19 protein-coding genes and 1 tRNA gene are annotated in these 20691 nt (G+C 54.4%); 4 read left to right on the forward strand and 16 right to left on the reverse strand.

Annotated features, from left to right (window positions below):
- Positions 1 to 36: 36 nt before the first annotated feature.
- From RMR24_RS03465 to rpsB, 15 genes are all read right to left on the reverse strand, one after another.
- Positions 37 to 813: an RNA methyltransferase gene (locus RMR24_RS03465; RefSeq protein ID WP_310613703.1), complete on the reverse strand. Its 777-nt coding sequence runs from the start codon at positions 811 to 813 to the stop codon at positions 37 to 39.
- Positions 810 to 1427 (reverse strand): ribonuclease HII, encoded by a 618-nt coding sequence (gene rnhB, locus RMR24_RS03470; RefSeq protein WP_310613704.1) that lies wholly within the window; start codon positions 1425 to 1427, stop codon positions 810 to 812. The genes RMR24_RS03465 and rnhB overlap by 4 nt, the downstream gene beginning before the upstream one ends.
- Positions 1399 to 2541, reverse strand: coding sequence for a lipid-A-disaccharide synthase (gene lpxB / locus RMR24_RS03475; RefSeq protein ID WP_310613705.1), 1143 nt, complete (start codon positions 2539 to 2541; stop codon positions 1399 to 1401). The genes rnhB and lpxB overlap by 29 nt, the downstream gene beginning before the upstream one ends.
- Before the next feature lie 5 nt (positions 2542 to 2546).
- Positions 2547 to 3341 carry an acyl-ACP--UDP-N-acetylglucosamine O-acyltransferase gene (gene lpxA, locus RMR24_RS03480; RefSeq protein ID WP_310613706.1) on the reverse strand — a complete coding sequence of 265 codons (795 nt, stop codon included), beginning with the start codon at positions 3339 to 3341 and terminating at the stop codon, positions 2547 to 2549.
- Between the two features lie 32 nt (positions 3342 to 3373).
- Positions 3374 to 3811 carry a 3-hydroxyacyl-ACP dehydratase FabZ gene (fabZ, locus tag RMR24_RS03485; protein WP_310613707.1) on the reverse strand — a complete coding sequence of 146 codons (438 nt, stop codon included), beginning with the start codon at positions 3809 to 3811 and terminating at the stop codon, positions 3374 to 3376.
- A 2-nt stretch (positions 3812 to 3813) separates the two neighbouring features.
- Complete coding sequence (gene lpxD / locus RMR24_RS03490; protein WP_310613708.1) at positions 3814 to 4797, reverse strand: UDP-3-O-(3-hydroxymyristoyl)glucosamine N-acyltransferase; 984 nt, start codon at positions 4795 to 4797, stop codon at positions 3814 to 3816.
- 6 nt (positions 4798 to 4803) lie between these two features.
- The gene (locus tag RMR24_RS03495) at positions 4804 to 5310 is read right to left on the reverse strand and encodes an OmpH family outer membrane protein (RefSeq protein ID WP_310613709.1); all 507 of its coding nucleotides are present in this window, start codon (positions 5308 to 5310) and stop codon (positions 4804 to 4806) included.
- Entirely contained in the window at positions 5310 to 7610 is a 2301-nt protein-coding gene (gene bamA, locus RMR24_RS03500) for an outer membrane protein assembly factor BamA (protein WP_405023303.1), read from the reverse strand. The genes RMR24_RS03495 and bamA overlap by 1 nt, the downstream gene beginning before the upstream one ends.
- Before the next feature lie 23 nt (positions 7611 to 7633).
- Entirely contained in the window at positions 7634 to 9004 is a 1371-nt protein-coding gene (rseP, locus tag RMR24_RS03505; protein ID WP_310613710.1) for an RIP metalloprotease RseP, read from the reverse strand.
- A 3-nt stretch (positions 9005 to 9007) separates the two neighbouring features.
- Entirely contained in the window at positions 9008 to 10225 is a 1218-nt protein-coding gene (gene ispC, locus RMR24_RS03510; protein WP_310613748.1) for a 1-deoxy-D-xylulose-5-phosphate reductoisomerase, read from the reverse strand.
- Between the two features lie 5 nt (positions 10226 to 10230).
- Positions 10231 to 11067 carry a phosphatidate cytidylyltransferase gene (locus RMR24_RS03515; protein WP_310613711.1) on the reverse strand — a complete coding sequence of 279 codons (837 nt, stop codon included), beginning with the start codon at positions 11065 to 11067 and terminating at the stop codon, positions 10231 to 10233.
- Between the two features lie 5 nt (positions 11068 to 11072).
- Complete coding sequence (frr, locus tag RMR24_RS03520; RefSeq protein ID WP_310613712.1) at positions 11073 to 11633, reverse strand: ribosome recycling factor; 561 nt, start codon at positions 11631 to 11633, stop codon at positions 11073 to 11075.
- A gap of 48 nt (positions 11634 to 11681) precedes the next feature.
- Positions 11682 to 12404: a UMP kinase gene (gene pyrH / locus RMR24_RS03525; protein ID WP_310613713.1), complete on the reverse strand. Its 723-nt coding sequence runs from the start codon at positions 12402 to 12404 to the stop codon at positions 11682 to 11684.
- A 75-nt stretch (positions 12405 to 12479) separates the two neighbouring features.
- Positions 12480 to 13373, reverse strand: coding sequence for a translation elongation factor Ts (gene tsf, locus RMR24_RS03530; RefSeq protein ID WP_310613714.1), 894 nt, complete (start codon positions 13371 to 13373; stop codon positions 12480 to 12482).
- An 83-nt stretch (positions 13374 to 13456) separates the two neighbouring features.
- Positions 13457 to 14197, reverse strand: a complete 741-nt coding sequence (gene rpsB, locus RMR24_RS03535; RefSeq protein ID WP_310613715.1) for a 30S ribosomal protein S2 — start codon at positions 14195 to 14197, stop codon at positions 13457 to 13459.
- 215 nt (positions 14198 to 14412) lie between these two features.
- Here rpsB and RMR24_RS03540 point away from each other — a divergent pair, with 215 nt between their 5' ends.
- On the forward strand, positions 14413 to 15669 hold the full coding sequence (locus tag RMR24_RS03540) for a D-amino acid dehydrogenase (RefSeq protein ID WP_310613716.1): 1257 nt from the start codon (positions 14413 to 14415) through the stop codon (positions 15667 to 15669).
- Positions 15666 to 17168 (forward strand): NAD(P)H-hydrate dehydratase, encoded by a 1503-nt coding sequence (locus RMR24_RS03545; protein WP_310613717.1) that lies wholly within the window; start codon positions 15666 to 15668, stop codon positions 17166 to 17168. Before RMR24_RS03540 ends, RMR24_RS03545 begins: the two co-directional genes overlap by 4 nt.
- 23 nt (positions 17169 to 17191) lie before the next feature.
- Here the strand turns inward: RMR24_RS03545 and rnr are convergent, their stop codons facing one another.
- Entirely contained in the window at positions 17192 to 19438 is a 2247-nt protein-coding gene (gene rnr / locus RMR24_RS03550; RefSeq protein WP_310613749.1) for a ribonuclease R, read from the reverse strand.
- 22 nt (positions 19439 to 19460) lie between these two features.
- On the opposite strand from rnr, the gene RMR24_RS03555 reads away from it, so the two are divergent.
- Both RMR24_RS03555 and RMR24_RS03560 read left to right on the forward strand, forming a co-directional pair.
- Positions 19461 to 19545, forward strand: a tRNA-Leu gene (locus tag RMR24_RS03555).
- Between the two features lie 127 nt (positions 19546 to 19672).
- Complete coding sequence (locus RMR24_RS03560) at positions 19673 to 20650, forward strand: site-specific integrase (RefSeq protein WP_310613718.1); 978 nt, start codon at positions 19673 to 19675, stop codon at positions 20648 to 20650.
- The last annotated feature ends 41 nt before the right edge of the window (positions 20651 to 20691 follow it).

The raw sequence follows: 20691 nt of genomic DNA on the forward strand, positions 1-20691 counted from the left end.
CCGAGGCACTGGTTTTCCCGAATGAACGCGCGTGAATTACTGCAAATGGCAGGTAGCGCTGGCGTGTAAGCAAATAGCAGCAGCCGAAGCCACGTTGAGCGACTCCTCGCCGCCAGGCTGAGCAATGCGTACATGCAGCATGGCACGTTCGGCTAAGACTTGTGACACGCCCTGCCCTTCGTGGCCCATGAGCCACGCGCAAGGCATCGGCAATTGAGCTTTGGCTAACAAAGTGTGCAAAAACGGCCCTTGGTGAGAGCTGGTAGCCACCCACGGCATATCCAACGGATTCAAGTCGTCGATGCTCAAGCCTTCCACCAAATGCAACCCAAAATGCGCGCCCATACCGGCACGCAATACTTTAGGCGACCACAGAGCGGCCGAACCTTTGATGGCCAAGACTTGTTTGAAACCAAAAGCCGAGGCACTTCGCAAAATCGCGCCTACGTTGCCTGCGTCTTGCACGCGGTCGAGCACGACGGTGGGCGTGGTGGTTTGCACTTCTTGCAGGGTGGGTGCAGCCAACACAAAGCCCATCTTTGCGGGCGACTCTAAGCTGCTAATTTCTGCAAACAAAGCATCAGGCAAAACGGTGTTGCGTTCTGCTGCCTGGGTCCACTCACGTGGCGCAGTGGCCCAAAGTGATTCTGCAAACACCGCATGCTCGGGCTTCACACCACGCGTGAGTGCAGCACGACACAGGTGATCGCCCTCTAACCACACACGGCCCAGCTTTCGGTAAGCCGTGCTGTCTTGCGACAAACGTCGCAAGTCTTTGACCAAGGGGTTGTCACGAGAGGTTATCAAGTTCATTTCAAAACCTCTGCAACGGGCGAGAAAGATGTGCGATGCCAAGGTGTAGCGCCGTATTCTTTGAGCGCTTGCAAATGGGCGGCTGTGCCATAGCCCTTGTGTGCATCAAAACCGTATTGCGGGTACTGCGCGTGCAACTCTTGACACCAACGGTCACGGTGCACTTTGGCCAAAATAGATGCTGCTGAAATGGCCTGCACTTTGCTGTCGCCTTTGACGATGGCTTCGGCCAACACATCGAGCACGGGCAAGCGATTGCCATCCACCAACACCTTGGTGGGCTTGAGGCGTAAACCTTCCACCGCGCGGCGCATGGCGAGCATGGTGGCTTGCAAAATATTCAGTTCGTCGATTTCTTCCACTGTCGCTTCAGCGATGGAACAACACAGTGCCTTGGCGCGAATTTCGTCATACAAACGCTCGCGCTTCAACGCGGTGAGTTTTTTGGAATCAGCCAAACCGGCAATGGGGTTCAAGTCATCCAAGATGACGGCGGCAGCTACCACAGGTCCCGCCAGCGGCCCACGACCAGCCTCATCCACGCCAGCAACTAAGCCTGGCGCGTCCCAAACGAGGGCGACTTGTTCAGCGCGCAAGAACTTTTTCGATCGCATCGGCCGCCAATAAAGGGGTGTCACGGCGCAGCGTGTCGTGCAGCGCAGCAAAGCGTTGTTGGACTGCGGCAACCGCCGCAGGGTTGGTCAGCCATTGCAGCACTTCATGAGCCAAAGCATCAGGTGTAGCCGCGTCTTGCAGCAGCTCGGGCACCACAAAGTCTTGACACAAGATGTTGGGCAAGCCCACCCAAGGTTGCAACTTTTTGCGGCGCATGATTTGCCAACTCAACCAGTTCATGTTGTACGCAATCACCATGGGGCGCTTGAACAAGGCCGCTTCTAGTGTGGCTGTACCACTGGCAATCAGCGTGACATCACAAGCTGCCAGCGCGGTATGCGATTGACCGTTGAGTACCAAGAGGTTGGGCACCTCGCCCACTTCACTTGCGATGGATTCGATACGCGCACGCAAAGCAGGCATGGCCGGTAATACAAAGTGCAAACCGGGTTGCAGCTTGGCCATGCGTTGTGCGGCTTGCAAAAAGCGCTGCGCTAAATACTCAATTTCAGAACTGCGGCTGCCCGGCAGCAAGGCCACGACTGTCGCGTCTAGCGGCAAACCAAGTGCTGCGCGTGCAGCAGCACGGTCAGGCACATCGGGAATATTTTTGGCCAAAGGGTGGCCCACGTAGGTAGCTTCAATGCCGTGCTGCGCGAGCAAGTCGGTTTCGAACGGGAAGATGCACAACACATGGTCCACGCTTTGGCGAATCTTCTCGACACGATCTGCGCGCCACGCCCAAATTGATGGGCACACAAAGTGGATCGTGGGAACGCCTTGGGCTTTGAGGTTGCGCTCTAAGTCGAGGTTGAAGTCTGGCGCATCCACGCCAATGAAAGCACTTGGGGGATTGGCCAGCAAGCGTTCACGCAGCTGATGACGAATTCCCACAATTTCACGGTAGTGGCGCAATACTTCGACATAGCCGCGCACCGCGAGTTTCTCGTAAGGCCACCAAGGCTCGAAGCCTTGGGCCGACATGCGTGGACCACCAATGCCCGCGCTGTGCATGTCAGGCCATTTGTCGCGCATACCACCCAACAAAAGGCCTGCAAGCAAATCGCCCGAGGCCTCGCCTGCGACAAGCGAGAAAGACAGGGCCCCAGCCATAGTGTTTAACGAATGATGCCGCGTTGCGGCGAGGTGTGGTTCAAGAAATCCAGCATCATGGCAACATCGGGTGCGGCTTCTGGTTTTTCTTGGGTCAAGGCGGCAATGCGCTCTTTGGCTTGCTCTAACGTCAAGTCATCTCGATACAAAGCTTTGTGCATGGCCTTCACCGCGCTGATGCGTTCGGCAGAGAAGCCACGACGGCGTAAGCCTTCAAAGTTCATTGAGCGCGGCTCTGCGGGCTGGCCTTGACACATGACAAACGGCGGCACATCGGCAAACAAAAGTGAATGCATGGCCGTGAAACTGTGAGCGCCGATGCGCACAAACTGGTGCACCACGGTAAAGCCTCCCAGAATGACCCAATCACCGACATGCACATGACCAGCCAGCTGTGCGCTGTTGGCGAAGATGGTGTGATTGCCCACCACACAGTCATGGGCCAAATGCACGTAAGCCATGATCCAGTTGTCATTGCCAACTTGGGTCACGCCCGTGTCACCGGGCGAGCCGATGTTGAAGGTACAAAATTCGCGGATGGTATTGCGGTCGCCAATGATCAGCTGGCAAGGCTCACCCGCATACTTCTTGTCTTGCGGAATCGCGCCGAGAGAGTTGAACTGAAAAATACGGTTGTCGTTACCAATTGTGGTGTGACCTTCGATCACGCAATGCGGGCCCACGGTAGTGCCCGCACCAATGCGAACATGCGGACCGATGATGGTGTAAGGCCCGACCTGCACCGAGCTGTCGAGCTCGGCCTTGGGGTCCACAATGGCGGTGGCGTGAATGAGGCTCATCGTCTGCTGTTTGGCTTGTGGGTGGTTGGACTTTAGGCGATCGAGCGCATGGTGCACATCAGGTCGGCTTCCGTGGCCACCACATCGCCCACTTTGGCGCGAGCTTTGAATTTGAAAATACCGGCCTTCATACGGTCCAACTCAACTTCCAAAATGAGCTGATCACCTGGCTCTACGGGACGCTTGAAACGCGCACCATCAATACCTGCGAAGTAATACACAGTCTTGTCATCAGGCGCCGCGCCCAAGGTGTCAAACGCCAACAAGGCAGCCGCTTGGGCCAAGGCTTCCAAAATCAACACCCCTGGCATCACAGGGTGATGCGGAAAATGGCCACCAAAGAAGGGCTCATTCATGGTCACATTTTTGAGCGCCTTGATGCTTTTGCCTTTTTCCAATTCCATCACACGGTCCACCAATAAAAATGGATAACGGTGAGGCAACTGCTTCAAGATTTGGTGAATGTCCATGCTCATTTTTTTTGACTTTCTAAAACGGATTCGAGAGATTTAATACGGTCGCGCAAGCGATGCAATTGGCGCAGTGTGGCTGCGTTTTTCTCCCATGACGCATTGTCGTCGATCGGGAACACACCGCTGTACTGGCCAGGCTGACGAATGGAGCGCATCACCACCGACGCGGCAGAGATATGCACGCCATCGGCGAGTTCCAAATGACCCAAAACAATCGCGCCGCCACCTACCGTGCAGTTGGCGCCAATGCGCGCACTGCCCGCCACGCCGGCACAACCTGCCATGGCCGAATTGGCACCCACATGTACGTTGTGGCCAATTTGTACCAAGTTGTCGAGCTTCACGCCGTCTTCAATCACAGTGTCATCCAAGGCGCCTCGGTCGATGCATGAGTTGGCACCAATTTCCACATCATGACCAATGCGAACAGCCCCAAGTTGTTCAATCTTTTCCCAGCGTCCTTCAAACAAAGCAAAACCAAATCCATCGGCACCAATGACCACGCCCGCATGCACGATGCAACGCTCACCAATGTGGCAATCTTCACCCACAGTAACACCGGATTTGAGCCAAGTATTCGCACCGATCTGCGCACCACGTTCGATCACACACAAAGGGCCAATGCGCGCGGAAGCATGCACGTGCGCTAGCGGGTGAATCACGGCACTGGCATGAACCAAGGGCTCGTCGGTCAAACGCGTGTGTTGACGCCAAAGCTGCGTCAACCGAGCAAAGTAGTGATAAGGGTGATCAGCCACGATCAAGGCCGAGTGTGTGTCAGTTGCCTCAGCCACTGCGGGCGACACAATGACACAACCCGCCTGCGTAGTGGCAAGTTGAGATTGATATTTGGGGTTGCTTAAAAAACTCAGCGCGTCGGCCTGAGCAGTGTCAAGCGGGGCAAGTTTTTGAATCAGATGCTTGGGGTCGCCAACAAGGCAACCACCCAAGCTCTCAATGATCTGGCCGAGACTCAGTGCCACGGCAGATTATTTAGCGGCGTTGATGACCTTGAGCACTTTGTCGGTGATGTCGTGCTTGGGGTTGATATAGACAGCTTCTTGCAACACCAGGTCGTATTTTTCAGCTTCAGCCACTTGCTTGATCACGCGATTGGCGCGTTCAAGCACTTGTTGAAACTCTTCGTTTTTACGGGCATTGAGTTCTTCTTGGAACTCACGGCGTTTGCGCTGAAACTCGCGGTCTTGCTCACCCAGTTGCTTTTGGCGAGACATCCGTTGCGACTCTGACAAAGTCGGCGCTTCACGCTCGAACTTCTCAACGGCAGACTTCAACGAAGTACCTGAACCCTCTAAGTCTTTTTCGCGCTTAGAGAACTCTTGCTCCAACTTAACTTGCGCTTGCTTGGCTGTATTCGCTTCTTTAAAGATGCGGTCTGTGTTGATGAAGCCAATGCGGATCTCTTCTGCTTGTGCGCAAAACGCAGCCAAGCCCAACACAACAGCTAAGAAAATTTGACGAGTAAACATAGTCATCAGAAGGATGTCCCGATTTGGAATTGCAATTGTTGGATTCTATCGCCTGGGAATGAACGGATCGGACGCGCCCAAGCAAAACGCAAGGGGCCCATAGGTGAGACCCAACTCAAACCAACGCCATAGGCGCTGCGCAATTGAGCGATATCAATTTTCTCAAACTCTCCGTACACGTTACCCATGTCGTAAAAGCCATAAAGACGAAGTGATCGATCATTTCCGGCGCCTGGGAAAGGCACGAGAAACTCGGTGTTGATCGTGACCTTTTTGGCACCGCCGATGACCGGACCTGTGATGTCACGAGGGCCCAATGTCCCTTGTTCAAAACCCCGCACAGAACCTAGGCCGCCAGAGTAATAGTTTTTATAGAAAGGCAAAGCTTGCCCATTCAAGCCTTTACCCAAGCCCAAATCCGCATTGAAAGCGAAGGTGTATTGCTTGGTGATTGGCACGTACTGCTGATACTGTCCGCCGAACTTTGTATATCGTGCATCGCCAAAGGCACCCAACTCACTGTTCAAACGAACCAACTTGCCATTGTTGGGATTCAAGTAACTGTCGCGGCTGTCACGCGCCCAACCAGCAGTCACAGGCACGTTTTGCGCAACGCAGCCAAACTGCTGACACAAGTGCGCATGGACACCCAACATATTGGTGCCTGGAACAAGTTCCGTTCGTTCTGCAGCTGAGCCCACAAAAACACGATCTAACTCACTGAAAGGCAAGCCAAAACGCACGCCCAAACCTGATGTGATCATGCGGTAGTTACCGCCCTGCTGAATGTAAGGCTTACTCGAACGGTGATACAACTCAAACGTTCTCGACACGCCATCTTCGGTGAAGTAAGGGTCTGTGGTGTTCAAGACATAGTATTGGTTGAATTTACTGGTGCTGACCTGTAAACCGAGGTTGTGACCTGAACCAAACACGTTGTCTTGCTGAATACCAAATGACAGTGTGACTTTTTCGGCGCTTGAAAATCCAGCACCCAAGGTCAACATACCCGTAGGTTTTTCAACCACGTTGACATTCAAGTCCACTTGATCTTGGGTAGACGGTACTTCTTGCGTGTCAACTTCAACATCTTTGAAATAACCCAAGCGATTCACACGGTCACGTGACAATCGAATTTTTTCGCCGTCATACCAAGATGATTCGGTTTGACGAAATTCACGGCGCACGATCTGGTCACGTGTGCGGTTGTTACCAACAATGTTGATACGGCGTACATAGGCACGGCGCGCAGGATCGGCTACCAGCACCAGCTTCACACGGTTGGTTGTGCGGTCAATTTCAGGACGCACATCGGTGCGTGCAAACGCAAAACCAAAATTACCAAAGTACTCATTGAAAGCTTTGGTGGTTCGTGTCACTTCATCAGCGTTGTATGCCTTGCCGGCTTGAATTTCTACCAACGATTTAAATTCGTCATCTTTGCCAAGGTAATAACCTTCCATGACAACCTCCGACACCACAAAGCGGTCACCTTCTGTGACGTTGATGGTGATACTGATGTCTTGCTTGTTGGGAGAAATTGCCACCTGCGTCGAATCAATGCGGAACTCCAAGTAACCACGCGCCAAATACCAAGCACGCAAGGTTTCCAAATCGGCATTGAGTTTGGTGCGCGAATACCGGTCTGACTTGGTGTACCAGCTCAACCAGTTGCCCGTGCCTTGATCGAATTGGTCTAACAGTTTGGATTCATCAAATGCCTTACTACCCACCACACGCATTTCTTTGATCTTGGCTAAATCACCTTCCACCACGGTGAATGACAAGTTCACACGGTTTCGCTCAGCAGGGGTGATGGTGGTGATGATTTCAGCACCATACAAACTGCGGTTCACATACTGACGCTTCAATTCTTGCTCGGCACGATCGGCCAAGGCTTTGTCAAAGGGACGGCCTTCGGCCAAGCCGATGTCTTTGAGCGCTTTTTTCAACGTATCTTTGTCGAACTCTTTGGTACCGATGAATTCGACAGCTGCAATATTGGGGCGCTCTTCAACGATCAACACCAACACATTGCCATTGACTTCAATGCGCACGTCTTTGAACAAACCTAAGGCGAACAAACTGCGAATCGCTGCCGCACCTTTTTCATCGGTGTAGTCATCTCCGACGCGAAACGGAATAGATGCAAACACAGTACCGGGCTCTACACGTTGCAAACCTTCCACGCGAATGTCTCGCACATTGAAAGGGTCTGCCGCGATTGCATTGAATGCCATCACGGTTCCTGCAATGAATGCGGCAGCGTGGGACAAGGTGGTGCGACGAAATTGTGAAGTTTGCATAGTCATGGGATGTATCGGAAGACTCATGGAAGCCAACCCAGGCGAACCACATCGTTAAAAAGAGAAAAAACCATCAGTGCCACAAGTGTTGCCAATCCAACGCGTTGCATAGCTTCAAGCCATTGGGGCGAAGGAGGATTGCCTGTACAAGCCTCATAAAGATAATACAACAGGTGCCCGCCATCGAGCATTGGCACAGGCAGTAGGTTAAACACACCAAGGCTGACGCTAACCAGCGCCAAATAGCTCAAATACGCACCCAAACCAAGGCTAGCTGAACGCCCTGCATAGTCAGCCATCGTGAGTGGGCCACTGAGGTTGTCAAGTGATGCATGACCCGCCAGCAAACGCCACAACATATCGAGCGTCATGACAATGACATCCCATGTCTTGACGCATGCTTGTTGAAGCCCATCAAAAAAATCGTACTGAACCCAAACCTTGACTGGCGGCTCGCCAACTTGAGCGCCGATGCGCCCTATGTGCTGCGCACCGTCTGCCACGCGCTCAGGTGTCACATCGATGTGTAGCAATTGGCCATGGCGTGAGATATCCCACACCTGCGTCACAGGTGATTGATGTTGACCGCTGGCACGCACGGCAGCTCGCAAAGCGCTGGCATCCGTTAGCACTTTGCCATCGATACGTAAGACCTCATCGCCTCGCTGCAAGCCGGCCAAATCAGCGGCTCTCCCTTTTTGAACTTCACCCAGTACAGCTCGGCTCCAAGCTCCTGTGAAACCACGCGCTTGCCAAGCATTGACATCTGGAGAGAGTGCCTCTTTCTCAAGCGCAGGCAAACTCACGACGCGTGAACTTTGTTTGCCTTGCGACTGCACGTCTAGGTAAACAGCGCTTGCATCTTGCTGAAGCAGCCACCAACGCAAGACATCGAGCGAAGCCATCTCTTGCAAATCATCCGCAGACGTGCCAGCCCGCAACACAGTGTCACCGCTATGCAGGCCAGCGGCTTCAGCCACAGAGCCAGCAACAGGCGCAGACAAAGTCGCCTGTGTTTCGTATTGACCAATCCAAAAGGTGGCCGCATACAAACACACAGCCAAGAGCAGATTGGCCACAGGGCCAGCCGACACAATCGCCGCCCTCGCCCACAAAGGCTGGCAGTTAAACGCCATGGGAGCATCATGCGGCAACACATCTGCCTCGCTCTCGTCGAGCATCTTGACGTAGCCCCCCAGAGGAATGAGGCTGATACAAAACTCGGTGTCTTGGCCGGCGTGGGGTTTGCGTGACTTCCAACGCAGCAACGGCTGACCAAAACCAATAGAAAATCTGAGTACCTTCACACCACATGCCACGGCCACGCGGTAGTGACCCCACTCGTGCACGGTGATGAGCACACCGAGTGCGAGCAAAAAGGCTACAAGTGTCATGGCTTATTTGGCCAACAGGCGCACGGCATCTTCAGCCACTGCGCGGGCTTGCGCGTCTAAAGCCAACAAGTCTTCTAAGCTGTGGGGAGCAGTCAGCGACATGTGCGCGATACAGCTTTGGTTGACTGCATGAATTTGGTCAAAGCGAATGCGGCATTCTAAAAATGCGGCCACTGCAATTTCATTAGCAGCATTGAGCACAGCGGTCGTACCACGGGGGCCACGCAGCGCATCCCAAGCCAAATGAATGCCTGCAAAACGCTCTGGGTGACCGTGGTCATCCAACGCTTCAAACGTCATGGCAGACAAGGCATGAAAGTCCAATGCCTTTGCGCCAGATGCCATGCGTTCAGGCCAACTCAAACCATAAGCAATGGGCACACGCATGTCGGGTGTGCCCAGTTGAGCCACCACAGACATGTCGCGGTACTGAACCATCGAATGAATGATGCTTTGCGGGTGAATCACCACCTCTAAACGCTCGGGCGGCAAGCCAAACAAATAACGCGCTTCAATCACTTCCAGCGCTTTGTTCATCATGGTGGCTGAATCCACAGAAATTTTGCGACCCATCACCCAGTTGGGGTGCGCGCACGCTTGTTCTGGTGTGACGTCTTTCAAGGAGGCTAAATCGCGCGTGCGAAACGGCCCGCCCGAAGCGGTGAGTATGATTTTTTCCACACGGGTGTCCCAGGTCGTTGCATCTTCTGGCAGCGACTGAAAAATGGCCGAATGCTCGCTGTCAATCGGAAGCAGCGTCGCGCCGCCTTGCTTGACAGCATCCAAAAACACCTCCGCTCCCACCACCAAAGCTTCTTTGTTGGCGAGCAACAAACGCTTACCCGTGCGCGCCGCAGCCAAACAAGGCGATAAGCCTGCGGCTCCCACGATGGCAGCCATGACAGCATCCACATCGGGATGCGCTGAGACCTCGTCTAGTGCGGCCGCTCCGCTGAGCACCTCGGTCAGCAAACCTTCGGCATGGATTTTGTCTTTCAGTCGCTTTGCAGCATCTGCGTGCACCATCACGGCAAAGCGAGGTTTGAACTGTGCGCATTGGCGCAGCATCAAATCCACTTGGGTTGCGCCCGTGAGTGCAAACACTTGAAAGCGCTCGGGGTGACGTGCGATGACGTCCAATGTGTTCGTGCCTATTGAGCCTGTAGAGCCCAGCACCGTGATACGTTGCAGCTTGAAGTCAGTTTGCATGCCTGTGTGCATATGGGTCACACCGATTGCGCCAGCATCATGGCCAATGGCAAAGCGGGCAGCAATGCATCGACACGGTCGAGCACACCGCCGTGACCTGGCAACAGCTGGCTGCTGTCTTTCATGCCGGCACTGCGTTTGACCAAAGACTCGACCAAATCGCCGACCACACTCATCAGGGTTAAGAACAGAACGGCCAACACCAAGAACGGCGCACCACGGCTGTATAGCCGCGTGTACAAACTTTCGCTGTCCACCGCGTATTGCGTATCTACCCAAATCCAAACACAGGCCATGACCAACACCCCCACCATGCCGCCCCACACACCTTCCCAGCTTTTGCCGGGGCTGATGGCGGGTGCCAGCTTGCGACGGCCAAACGCACGACCAGAGAAATAAGCGGCAACGTCAGCCATCCAAACCAGAAACAACACCGATAACAAGAAGTTCACGCCGATGACTTTAGCTTGATACATGGCCAGCCATGTCAGCCACAAAGCCAACACACCCACCACCAAACGCAATGCACGCGAAATGCTGACCCAGCGTTCTACGCCATGGCGAAGCAACCAAGCAGCTGCCAACACCCAAGCAGCACCTGTGAGGGGCCAAATATTGGCGGGAGCGTCATATGCCCAACGTGCTGACCATGCATACAAGCACAGCGTCACACACACAGCAGCCACGCGCAAAGAACCGCGCATGGCAAAGCCATTCAAACGTCCCCACTCCCATGCACCGGCAGCAATCAATACCAGTGTCAATCCAGCCAAAGGCTCGGCTGAACTGGCCAACAAAGCTGGCAGCAAAAGTGCCAACAAAACCAGCGCAGTGATGACGCGTTGCTTCAACATCCGGCTTAGACCGCCATGATTTCGTGTTCTTTGCTGGCGATGAGTTTGTCAATCTCAGCAATGTGGCTGTCGGTCACTTTTTGAGTATCGGCTTCTGCGCGTTTTTGATCGTCTTCAGAAGCGAGTTTGTCTTTCACTAATTTCTTCACCGACTCGTTGGCATCACGGCGCAAGTTGCGCACGGCGACTTTGGCGTTCTCACCTTCGGTGCGAACCACTTTGGTCAACTCTTTGCGACGCTCTTCGGACATCGGAGGCATGGGCACGCGAATCAGCTCGCCCATAGAAGAAGGGTTCAAACCTAAATCGCTGTCGCGAATGGCTTTTTCAATCTTGGCGCCCATGGGCTTTTCCCAAGGTTGCACACTCAAGGTGCGGGCATCCAACAAGGACACGTTGGCCACTTGACTGATCGGCACCATAGAGCCGTAGTAATCCACTTGTACCGTGTCGAGCAAGGCAGGGCTGGGACGGCCGGTGCGAATTTTGGTCAAGCTGTTGCTGAAGGCCGCAATGGACTGGCCCATTTTTGTTTCTGTGGTTTTCTTGATGTCAGCGATGGTCATGTTGTGCTCCTGAGGCAGCGCAGTGTGAGGTTCGAAAAAACTGAGGAATTACGCGTGCACCAATGTGCCTTCGTCCTCGCCCATGACGACGCGCTTGAGCGCACCGTTCTTGAAAATAGAGAACACCTTGATGGGCAACTTTTGATCGCGGCACAACGCAAAGGCAGTGGCGTCCATGATGCCCAAGTTTTGGCCAATGGCATCATCAAAGCTGAGCTCTGTGTAACGCGTGGCATTGGGGTCTTTCTTAGGGTCAGCTGAGTAAACGCCATCCACCTTGGTGGCTTTGAGCACCATTTCAGCGCCAATCTCCGCGCCACGCAACGCAGCAGCCGTGTCGGTGGTGAAGAAGGGGTTGCCAGTACCGGCTGCAAACACCACCACTTTGCCCTCTTCGAGGTATTGCAAAGCTTTGGGACGCACATAGGGCTCGACCACTTGGTCAATCGCAATGGCAGACATGACGCGTGCGGTTAAACCGGCTTTGTTCATAGCATCAGCCAAGGCCAGTGAGTTCATCACGGTGGCCAACATGCCCATGTAGTCAGCTGTGGCACGGTCCATGCCCACAGATCCCCCCGCCACACCGCGGAAGATGTTGCCGCCGCCAATGACGATGGCCACTTCAACGCCGAGGTGGATGACCTCAGCCACCTCATCCACGATGCGAACGATGGTGGCGCGGTTGATACCAAACGCATCATCGCCCATCAAGGCCTCCCCCGACAGCTTGAGCAAAATACGCTTGTAGGCTGGCTTTGGTGAGGTCATGAAAAGGCTCCTTGATGTGTGTGATGAAATTTGTGTACGGGGATATCAAAAGGGGAGCCTAAGCCCCCCTTTGTTTTAAGCAGACTGCTTGGCGGCAGCGACTTGGGCGGCCACTTCGGCTGCAAAGTCGTCGACCTTCTTCTCAATACCCTCACCCACAACGTACAGGGTGAAGGAAGCCACGTTGGTGTTAGCGGCCTTGAGCATTTGTTCAACGGTTTGCTTGTCGTTCTTGACGAAAGTTTGGTTGAACAAAGACACTTCTTTGAGGTACTTTTGCACAGAACCTTCCACCATCTTGGTGGCGATGTCGGCAGGCTTGCCAGATTCAGCAGCCTTGGCTGCAGCGACTGAACGCTCTTTTTCGATCAAGTCAGCAGGCACGTCCGCGCTGGTCAAAGCCACTGGCTTCATCGCAGCCACATGCATGGCCACATCTTTAGCAGCAGTTTCGTCGCCATCGAACTCGACCAACACGCCAATACGGGTGCCGTGCAAGTAAGAAGCCAACTTGTGTGCGCCGTCAAAACGCTTGAAGCGACGGAAGCTCATGTTCTCGCCGATCTTGCCGATCAAGCCTTTACGCACGTCTTCAAGCGTGGGGCCAAAGCTGTCTTGCTCGTAAGCCAAAGCGCCTAAGGCTTCGATTGAAGCTGGGTTGTGCTCAGCCACCAACTTGGCAGCCGCTTGAGCCAAAGCCAAGAAACTGTCGTTCTTGGTCACAAAGTCGGTTTCGCAGTTCACTTCCAACAAAGCGCCAGTGTTGCCACTGATAAAGCTGGTCACCACGCCTTCAGCGGTCACGCGGCTAGAGGCCTTGCCTGCTTTGCTACCGAGCTTGACGCGCAGCAACTCTTCGGCTTTGGCCATGTCGCCTTCGGCTTCAGTCAAAGCTTTTTTGCACTCCATCATGGGGGCGTCGGTTTTTGCGCGCAGTTCAGCGACCATGCTTGCGGTAATTGCAGCCATTTAAATTCTCCGTAATCAATTCAAAACAATTTGGGTGTGAAAAAGGGGCCTCACAAGCCCCTTTTCAAGTTTGGGCTGCGTGATTAAGCAGCGACTTCAACAAACTCTTCGCTACCTTCGGTCACAGCTTTGACCAAGTCGTTGGTGGCATTCGCACGGCCTTCGATGATCGCGTCAGCGATACCGCGGGCGTACAAAGTCACAGCCTTAGACGAGTCGTCGTTACCTGGGATGATGTAGTCGATGCCTTCTGGTGAATGGTTAGAGTCCACCACACCGATCAATGGGATGCCCAATTTCTTGGCTTCAGCGATGGCGATTTTGTGGTAGCCGACGTCGATCACAAAAATCGCATCAGGCAACACAGCCATATCTTGAATGCCGCCGATGTCTTTCTCAAGCTTTTCCATTTCGCGCTTGAACATCAGCTGTTCTTTTTTAGACAAAGCGTCCAAACCAGCTTCTTGCTGGATTTTCATGTCTTTCAAACGCTTGATCGATGTCTTGACCGTTTTGAAGTTCGTCAACATGCCGCCCAACCAACGTTGGTCAACATAAGGCACGCCAGCACGTTGCGCTTCAGCAGCAACGATTTCGCGTGATTGACGCTTTGTACCGATCATCAACACATTGCCACGGTTCGCAGACAACTGCTTGACGAACTTGAGGGCGTCTTGGAACATCGGCAACGATTTTTCCAAGTTGATGATGTGAATTTTGTTGCGGTGACCGAAGATGAACGGGGCCATCTTAGGGTTCCAGAAGCGAGTTTGGTGACCAAAGTGGACGCCGGCTTCCAGCATATCGCGCATAGTGACTGACATAGAGATACTCCAAAGGTTGGGTCTAAAATCCAGCCCATCATCACCGCCAGTTTTCATTCTTGAAAAACCTTTGGCAACACCTTGATTGGACTGGTTTGCGAGTGATGTTTGTCCGAATTTGAGACAAAGCCTCAACCTCGGAAAAACCCAATGATTCTAGCACAGCAATACATGGCCCTAACCCCTACCCAGCAGCCTTCAGCAAGGACTCAACCATGAAGGTCGCCGTGATCGGCGCAGGTGTGATTGGCATCACCACAGCCTACGAACTTGCAACGCTTGGCCACCAAGTCAGCGTGTTTGAGCGCAATGGCGCCGCAGCCGAAGAGTGCAGCTTCGCCAACACAGGCATCGCATCGGTAGGCTATGCCGCACCATGGGCTCGGCCAGGCATGGTTAAGCATGTGCTCGCCCATCTTTGGCAACGCGACACCCCCTTGCGAATTTCTAGCCCCAGCATGGCCGACTGGCGTTGGTTGTGGCAAATGCGCAAGGCCTGCAACCCCACCACCTTTGCCCGCAACCGCGGCAGCATGTTGCGCTTGGCCGAATACAGCAGCCACCGCATGCGCACCCTGACCGACACCTTGAGCTTGGAGCATGAGCGCAGCAAAGGACTCATGTTGCTGCTGCGAACTGAACGTGACATCAAGCTGATGCAAGATAGCTTGCAAGTCATGCGCGATGCGGGGCTGAGCTTCAAAACACTGAGTGCAGAAGAAGCCCGTGGCATTGAGCCTGCGCTCAACCCCGAAACGGCTATGGCGCAAGCCATTCACTTCCCAGAAGATGAAGTGGGCAACTGCCGCCAATTCACACTGCTGCTCAAAAGCGAAGCCGAGAGCTTGGGTGTGGAATTTCACTTCAACTCGGGCGTATTACCGCTCTCTAGCGCTCAACCCAAAACCATTCGCACCACTCATCAAGACATGGGTGAAAAATTTGATGCAGTGGTCGTATGTGCAGGCTTAGCCAGCGCACAGCTGCTGCGCCCTCTGGGGCTGCGCATTCCTTTGGCAGCCGTGCATGGCTACGCAATCAGCGCAGCAGTTCGTGAACCGCTAGATGCCCCCCGCAGCGGTGTCATCGATGAACAATACAAAGTAGCGATCAGCCGCTTAGGCCAACGCGTGCGTGTATCGGGCGGCTCTGAAATTGGCGGCAATGCCAAGCGTCACGACCCCAACAGCGTCAAAACGCTGTACCGCGTACTCGACAACTGGTTCCCTGGCGCAGCGCGCACGCAAGACAACGTGCAAGTGTGGAAAGGCTCACGCCCTATGCTGCCAGATGGCCCACCCCTTGTAGGAGCTAGCGGCGTGTCTGGCGTGTGGCTCAACCTAGGGCATGGCGCGAGCGGCTGGGCTTTGGCCTGCGGCAGCGCACGCGTAGTGGCAGACAGCATCAACGGCAAAAGTCCAGACATCGATTTGCAAGGCTTGGGCCTTGAACGCTTGCATTTGCAACGATGAACACCTTAGCCGTGACGCAACACATCAGCAGCCAAGCAAATTGGCCACTGCATAGCGTTGCGCAGACCCTCGCCTTAGAATATCAGTCACAAGCCCTACTTCCTGCCAATACCTTGATGCAACGCGCGGGTTTAGCAACTGCGCAATTGGCCATGGCTGTGGCACCTCATGCTCGCACCGTCTGGATTGCCTGCGGCCCAGGCAACAACGGTGGTGACGGGCTTGAAGCCGCCGTTCATTTGCAAGCCCGCGGCAAACAACCCATCGTCACTTGGCTGGGCAGCGAGGCCAAAGCCCCAGAAGATACCCTGCGAGCTTGGCAACGCGCCAAAGCTGCTGGTGTGACCTTTGCAGAGCAACCTCCCCAACAGTTTGAACTCGTCATCGACGCCCTTCTCGGCATTGGCGCACAACGCGCCCCCGAAGGTTTGATGGCGCAATGGCTAGGCGTCATCCAAGCTAACACGGGGCCTGTGCTGTGCGTGGACATACCCACCGGTTTGCTGGCAGACACAGGCGAATGGTTAGGTGCAACGCAGCCACATCGCACAACTGCCAACACCCGCACTCATCGCCACAATCATCGCCACACCTTAAGCCTACTCACCCTAAAGCCGGGTTTGTTCACCGCTGACGGCCAAGATGCTGCAGGCCAAGTATGGTTCAACGACTTAGGCGTGAAACCCTCGCCAACACCAGCCGCTTGGCTGCAACAACACGGCGCAGCGCCGATAGACCGACCACACAACAGCCACAAAGGCAGTTTTGGCGATGTGTCTGTCTTGGGCGGTGCTCCCGGCATGGCTGGCGCGGCCATGCTGGCGGGCTTAGCCGCTCTTCATGGCGGCGCAGGCCGCGTGTTGGTGGGGCTGATGGATGAAGCAGCGCATCCTACGGTTACAGCAGCGCACCCAGCCTTGATGGTTCGCAGGCCTTCTGAGCTGAACCTCGATACCTCCACTGTGGTGTGCGGTTGCGGCGCGGGTGATGGCATTCACGCCGTGCTGCACCAAGCGCTGTCAACTTCGAAGCAGTTGGTGCTAGATGCCGATGCGCTGAATGCCATTGCGCGTGACACATCGCTGCAAACCTTGCTGAAAAAACGCCATGCACGCCAAAAACCTACCGTGCTAACGCCACACCCATTAGAGGCCGCGCGGCTGTTGAACTGCACCACCAAAGATGTGCAGCAAAACCGCGTGCATGCTGCGCAACAACTGGCTGATACGTTTCAATGCGTGGTGGTGCTCAAAGGCTCGGGAAGCATCATTGCCAGCCCGCAGTGCACACCAGTCATCAACGGCTCTGGCAATGCCTTGCTGGCCACCGCAGGAACGGGAGATGTGCTGGCGGGCTTAGTGGGTGCGTACATTGCGCGCCATGACGATGTGTTTAAAGCAACCTGCCAAGCCGTATTCGCTCACGGCCATGCGGCCGATGCTTGGCCGAGCGTCGGGCCTGCACTCGATGCGGCGTCTCTTGCGGCATCGGTGCGTTGAACCAAAACAACCTTAGCTCAGACTCACTTGCGAGAGCGGCGGCTCTTGGCTGCGGCTTTTTTATCGCTCGATTTACGCGGTGCAGGCGCTGATTTAGCCTCGCCACGAACATCCTTACCACCAATTTTGGTGAAGGCTTTTTTGACTGCGCTTTTGAAATTTTGCATGGGCGAACCAGATACATCTTTGCCATTGCGGGGCAGCAACTCATCGGCTTCTCGCACCAAGCGGAAATCAATCTTGCGGCCATCTAGATCCACGCGACTCACCTGAATGCGCACGCGCGAGCCAATGCCGTAGCGGATACCCGTGCGCTCGCCACGCAACTCTTGGCGCATCTCATCAAAGCGGAAATATTCGCCACCCAGCTCGGTGATGTGCACCAAACCTTCGACATACATGGCATCCAGAGTCACGAACAAACCAAAGCTCGTGGCCGAGGTGACGACGCCGCCATACTCTTCACCCAAATGCTCACGCATGTACTTGCACTTGAGCCAAGCTTCCACATCGCGGCTCGCCTCATCGGCGCGGCGCTCGTTGGCGCTGCAATGCAAACCTGCGGCTTCCCATGCTTGCAGGTCTATCGACGGTTTAACTTTTTCAATCAGCTTGTTTTCTGGCTCACGCACACGGGAAGCCAAACGGCGCGCCAACTTGGCATGCGCCTCTCCGGGTGTTGGCAAGGCTGGCAAGGTGTATTTGCGCTTCGTCAGAATGGCTTTGATAACGCGATGCACCAACAAATCGGGATAACGACGAATCGGGCTGGTGAAGTGGGTGTAGGCCTCAAACGCCAAACCAAAGTGGCCGTTGTTGTCGGGCGTATAAACCGCTTGCGACATCGAGCGCAGCAACATCGAATGAATCTGTTGTGCATCGGGGCGCTCTTTGGTGGCCTCTGCGATGGCTTGAAATTCGGCAGGCTTAGGGTTGTCGCCCACCGTCAAACCCACACCTGTGGCTTTGAGGTAGCCCCGCAGCACATCAATCTTCATCGCTGATGGGCCTTCGTGCACACGGAATAAGCCAGGGTGCTTGCTTTGCAAAATAAAGTCAGCGCTACACACGTTGGCAGCCAACATGGCCTCTTCAATCAATTTGTGCGCATCGTTGCGCACACGCGGCACGATCTTGTCGATGCGGCCACTTTCGTCACACACGATTTGTGTCTCAGTGGTTTCAAAGTCGACGGCGCCACGCACATGACGGGCTTTGAGCAAAGCCCCATACACATCGTGCAAATTGATCAAGTCGTCGATGCGGTCTTTGCGCTTGGCCGCTTCTGGCCCACGCGTATTCGACAAAATCGCCGCCACTTCGGTATATGTGAAGCGCGCGTGGCTGAACATCACCGCTGGATAAAACTGATATGCCTCCACATCACCCGAGGCATTCACCATCATGTCGCAGACCATGCACAAGCGCTCAACGTCTGGGTTCAGTGAACACAGACCATTTGAGAGCTTCTCTGGCAACATGGGGATTACGCGGCGCGGGAAGTACACGCTGGTCGCGCGGTCATACGCGTCCACGTCAATTGCGCTGCCAGTTTCCACATAGTTGCTCACATCAGCAATCGCCACCAACAAACGCCAGCCTTTACCCTTACCCACTTTGGCGGGTTCGCAATAAACAGCGTCGTCAAAGTCGCGCGCGTCTTCACCATCAATGGTGACCAAAGGCACATCCGTTAAATCAACACGGTCTTTTTTGTCTTGTGGACGCACCTTGTCGGGCAAGCTACGCGCCATGGCCAAGCAGGCATCTGAGAACTCATGCGGCACGCCATATTTGCGAACAGCAATTTCGATTTCCATGCCGGGGTCATCTACCTCGCCTAACACTTCTTTGATGCGGCCCACAGGTTGGCCGTACAAGCTGGGTGGCTCGGTCAGTTCAACCACCACCACTTGGCCCACCATCGCTTTGGCTGTGGCACCTTTGTTGATCAACACATCTTGACCATAGCGCTTGTCTTCAGGCGCCACCAACCACACGCCGCTCTCTTGCAACAAGCGACCAATGATGGGTTGCTTGGAACGCTCCAAAATTTCAACCACGCGCCCCTCTGGGCGACCTTTTCGGTCTAAGCGAACAACCCGTGCTTTGACGCGATCACGGTGCAACACCGCGCGCATTTCGTTGGGTGGCAAAAAGATGTCTGGCGAGCCATCGTCTCGCTGCACAAACCCATGTCCATCACGGTGACCCGAGACGGTGCCGACAAACTCTTCCAGTAATCCACTGGTCTGAACGGAATTCTTGATACAATGCTCTCTTTCCTGAAATGCCCAGGTGGCGGAATTGGTAGACGCACTAGTTTCAGGTACTAGCGAGTAACATCGTGGGGGTTCGAGTCCCTTCCTGGGCACCAAAATATTTACGGGATTTAACAAAAGCTGTTAAATCCCGTTCAAAATGTAACACCGTTAACAGGAACTAACGGTATTTTGTGGAAAATGTGGACACCTACTCCCCATTCATTCCCCACAAAACTCCCCATGGCAAGTATCACCAAAAACTCTGGCGGCTACAGAGCGCAAGTCTACGTGCGCGGCACTAGAGACAGCAAGGTATTTCCAACCCGCCGAGAAGCCGCGCAATGGGCTGCCGAACGCGAAATTGAACTCCGAGCAAAGGCAGATACACCCGAGTCAATTTACACACTTGGGGACGCCATGCGCAAATTTGGGGAGGAAATTGCGCCTACCCACAAAGGTGAGGTATGGGAACTTACCCGCCTCAAAGCCTTTGAGCGCACCCTGCCTGTCAATTCAAAAATTGGCCAAGTCACCACCAAAGACCTGACCGAGTGGCGCGACAAGCGCTTGACCAATGTGTCACCCGCCACTGTGCTGCGTGAATTTAAGTTGTTGAGTTCCATTTTTGAACATGCAAGACGCGACTGGTGCTGGATAACAACCAATCCCGTCAAAGACGTGCGCAAACCAGCCACCCCCGACCACCGAGACAGAGTGATTGCGGGCCCTGAAATTCGCAAAGTGCTTAGAGCCACCAAGTGGACGCGTGGGCCATCCAAAAGCATCACCCACTCGCTTGGCAACTGCTTTTTGCTAGCCCTTATCACCGGCATGCGCTCGGGCGAAATCACCGCCCTCACATGGCCACAGGTCAAAGAAAAGCACATCGTGCTCTCTACCAGCAAGACCGGCAAGGGGCGCGATGTGCCCCTGTCCAAAACGGCACGTCGCATCATCGACCATCAACGCGGGTTTGATGAGTCGTTGGTATTTGGCCTCACATCGTCAACCCGAGATGCGCTTTTTCGCAGGGCCAAGGCCACAGCCAAGGTGGACGGATTTACTTTTCACGATGCTCGACACACAGCGGCAACACGGCTGGCCAAGAGCCGTGTGTTTGATGTGCTGACCCTGTGCAAGGTCTTTGGCTGGTCCGACCCCAAAATGGCTATGGTGTACTTCAATCCCACCGCGAAGGATTTGGCTGACTTACTCTGAAAATATTGGCATTCGAGATCTCGACATTGCTTTAGGGTAAA

Source organism: Limnohabitans sp. (assembly GCF_031539105.1).
Lineage (GTDB): Bacteria > Pseudomonadota > Gammaproteobacteria > Burkholderiales > Burkholderiaceae_C > Limnohabitans.

Bases quoted from the DNA above. Each gene is read 5' to 3' on its own strand.
- RMR24_RS03540 (WP_310613716.1), top strand. From the start codon at position 14,413: ATGAAGGTCGCCGTGATCGGCGCAGGTGTGATTGGCATCACCACAGCC.
- ispC (WP_310613748.1), bottom strand. From the start codon at position 10,225: ATGCACACAGGCATGCAAACTGACTTCAAGCTGCAACGTATCACGGTG.
- rseP (WP_310613710.1), bottom strand. From the start codon at position 9,004: ATGACACTTGTAGCCTTTTTGCTCGCACTCGGTGTGCTCATCACCGTG.
- tsf (WP_310613714.1), bottom strand. From the start codon at position 13,373: ATGGCTGCAATTACCGCAAGCATGGTCGCTGAACTGCGCGCAAAAACC.
- pyrH (WP_310613713.1), bottom strand. From the start codon at position 12,404: ATGACCTCACCAAAGCCAGCCTACAAGCGTATTTTGCTCAAGCTGTCG.
- frr (WP_310613712.1), bottom strand. From the start codon at position 11,633: ATGACCATCGCTGACATCAAGAAAACCACAGAAACAAAAATGGGCCAG.
- bamA (WP_405023303.1), bottom strand. From the start codon at position 7,610: ATGCAAACTTCACAATTTCGTCGCACCACCTTGTCCCACGCTGCCGCA.
- RMR24_RS03545 (WP_310613717.1), top strand. From the start codon at position 15,666: ATGAACACCTTAGCCGTGACGCAACACATCAGCAGCCAAGCAAATTGG.
- RMR24_RS03465 (WP_310613703.1), bottom strand. From the start codon at position 813: ATGAACTTGATAACCTCTCGTGACAACCCCTTGGTCAAAGACTTGCGA.
- RMR24_RS03515 (WP_310613711.1), bottom strand. From the start codon at position 11,067: ATGTTGAAGCAACGCGTCATCACTGCGCTGGTTTTGTTGGCACTTTTG.
- fabZ (WP_310613707.1), bottom strand. From the start codon at position 3,811: ATGGACATTCACCAAATCTTGAAGCAGTTGCCTCACCGTTATCCATTT.
- RMR24_RS03560 (WP_310613718.1), top strand. From the start codon at position 19,673: ATGGCAAGTATCACCAAAAACTCTGGCGGCTACAGAGCGCAAGTCTAC.
- rnhB (WP_310613704.1), bottom strand. From the start codon at position 1,427: ATGCGATCGAAAAAGTTCTTGCGCGCTGAACAAGTCGCCCTCGTTTGG.
- RMR24_RS03495 (WP_310613709.1), bottom strand. From the start codon at position 5,310: ATGACTATGTTTACTCGTCAAATTTTCTTAGCTGTTGTGTTGGGCTTG.
- rpsB (WP_310613715.1), bottom strand. From the start codon at position 14,197: ATGTCAGTCACTATGCGCGATATGCTGGAAGCCGGCGTCCACTTTGGT.
- lpxA (WP_310613706.1), bottom strand. From the start codon at position 3,341: ATGAGCCTCATTCACGCCACCGCCATTGTGGACCCCAAGGCCGAGCTC.
- lpxB (WP_310613705.1), bottom strand. From the start codon at position 2,541: ATGGCTGGGGCCCTGTCTTTCTCGCTTGTCGCAGGCGAGGCCTCGGGC.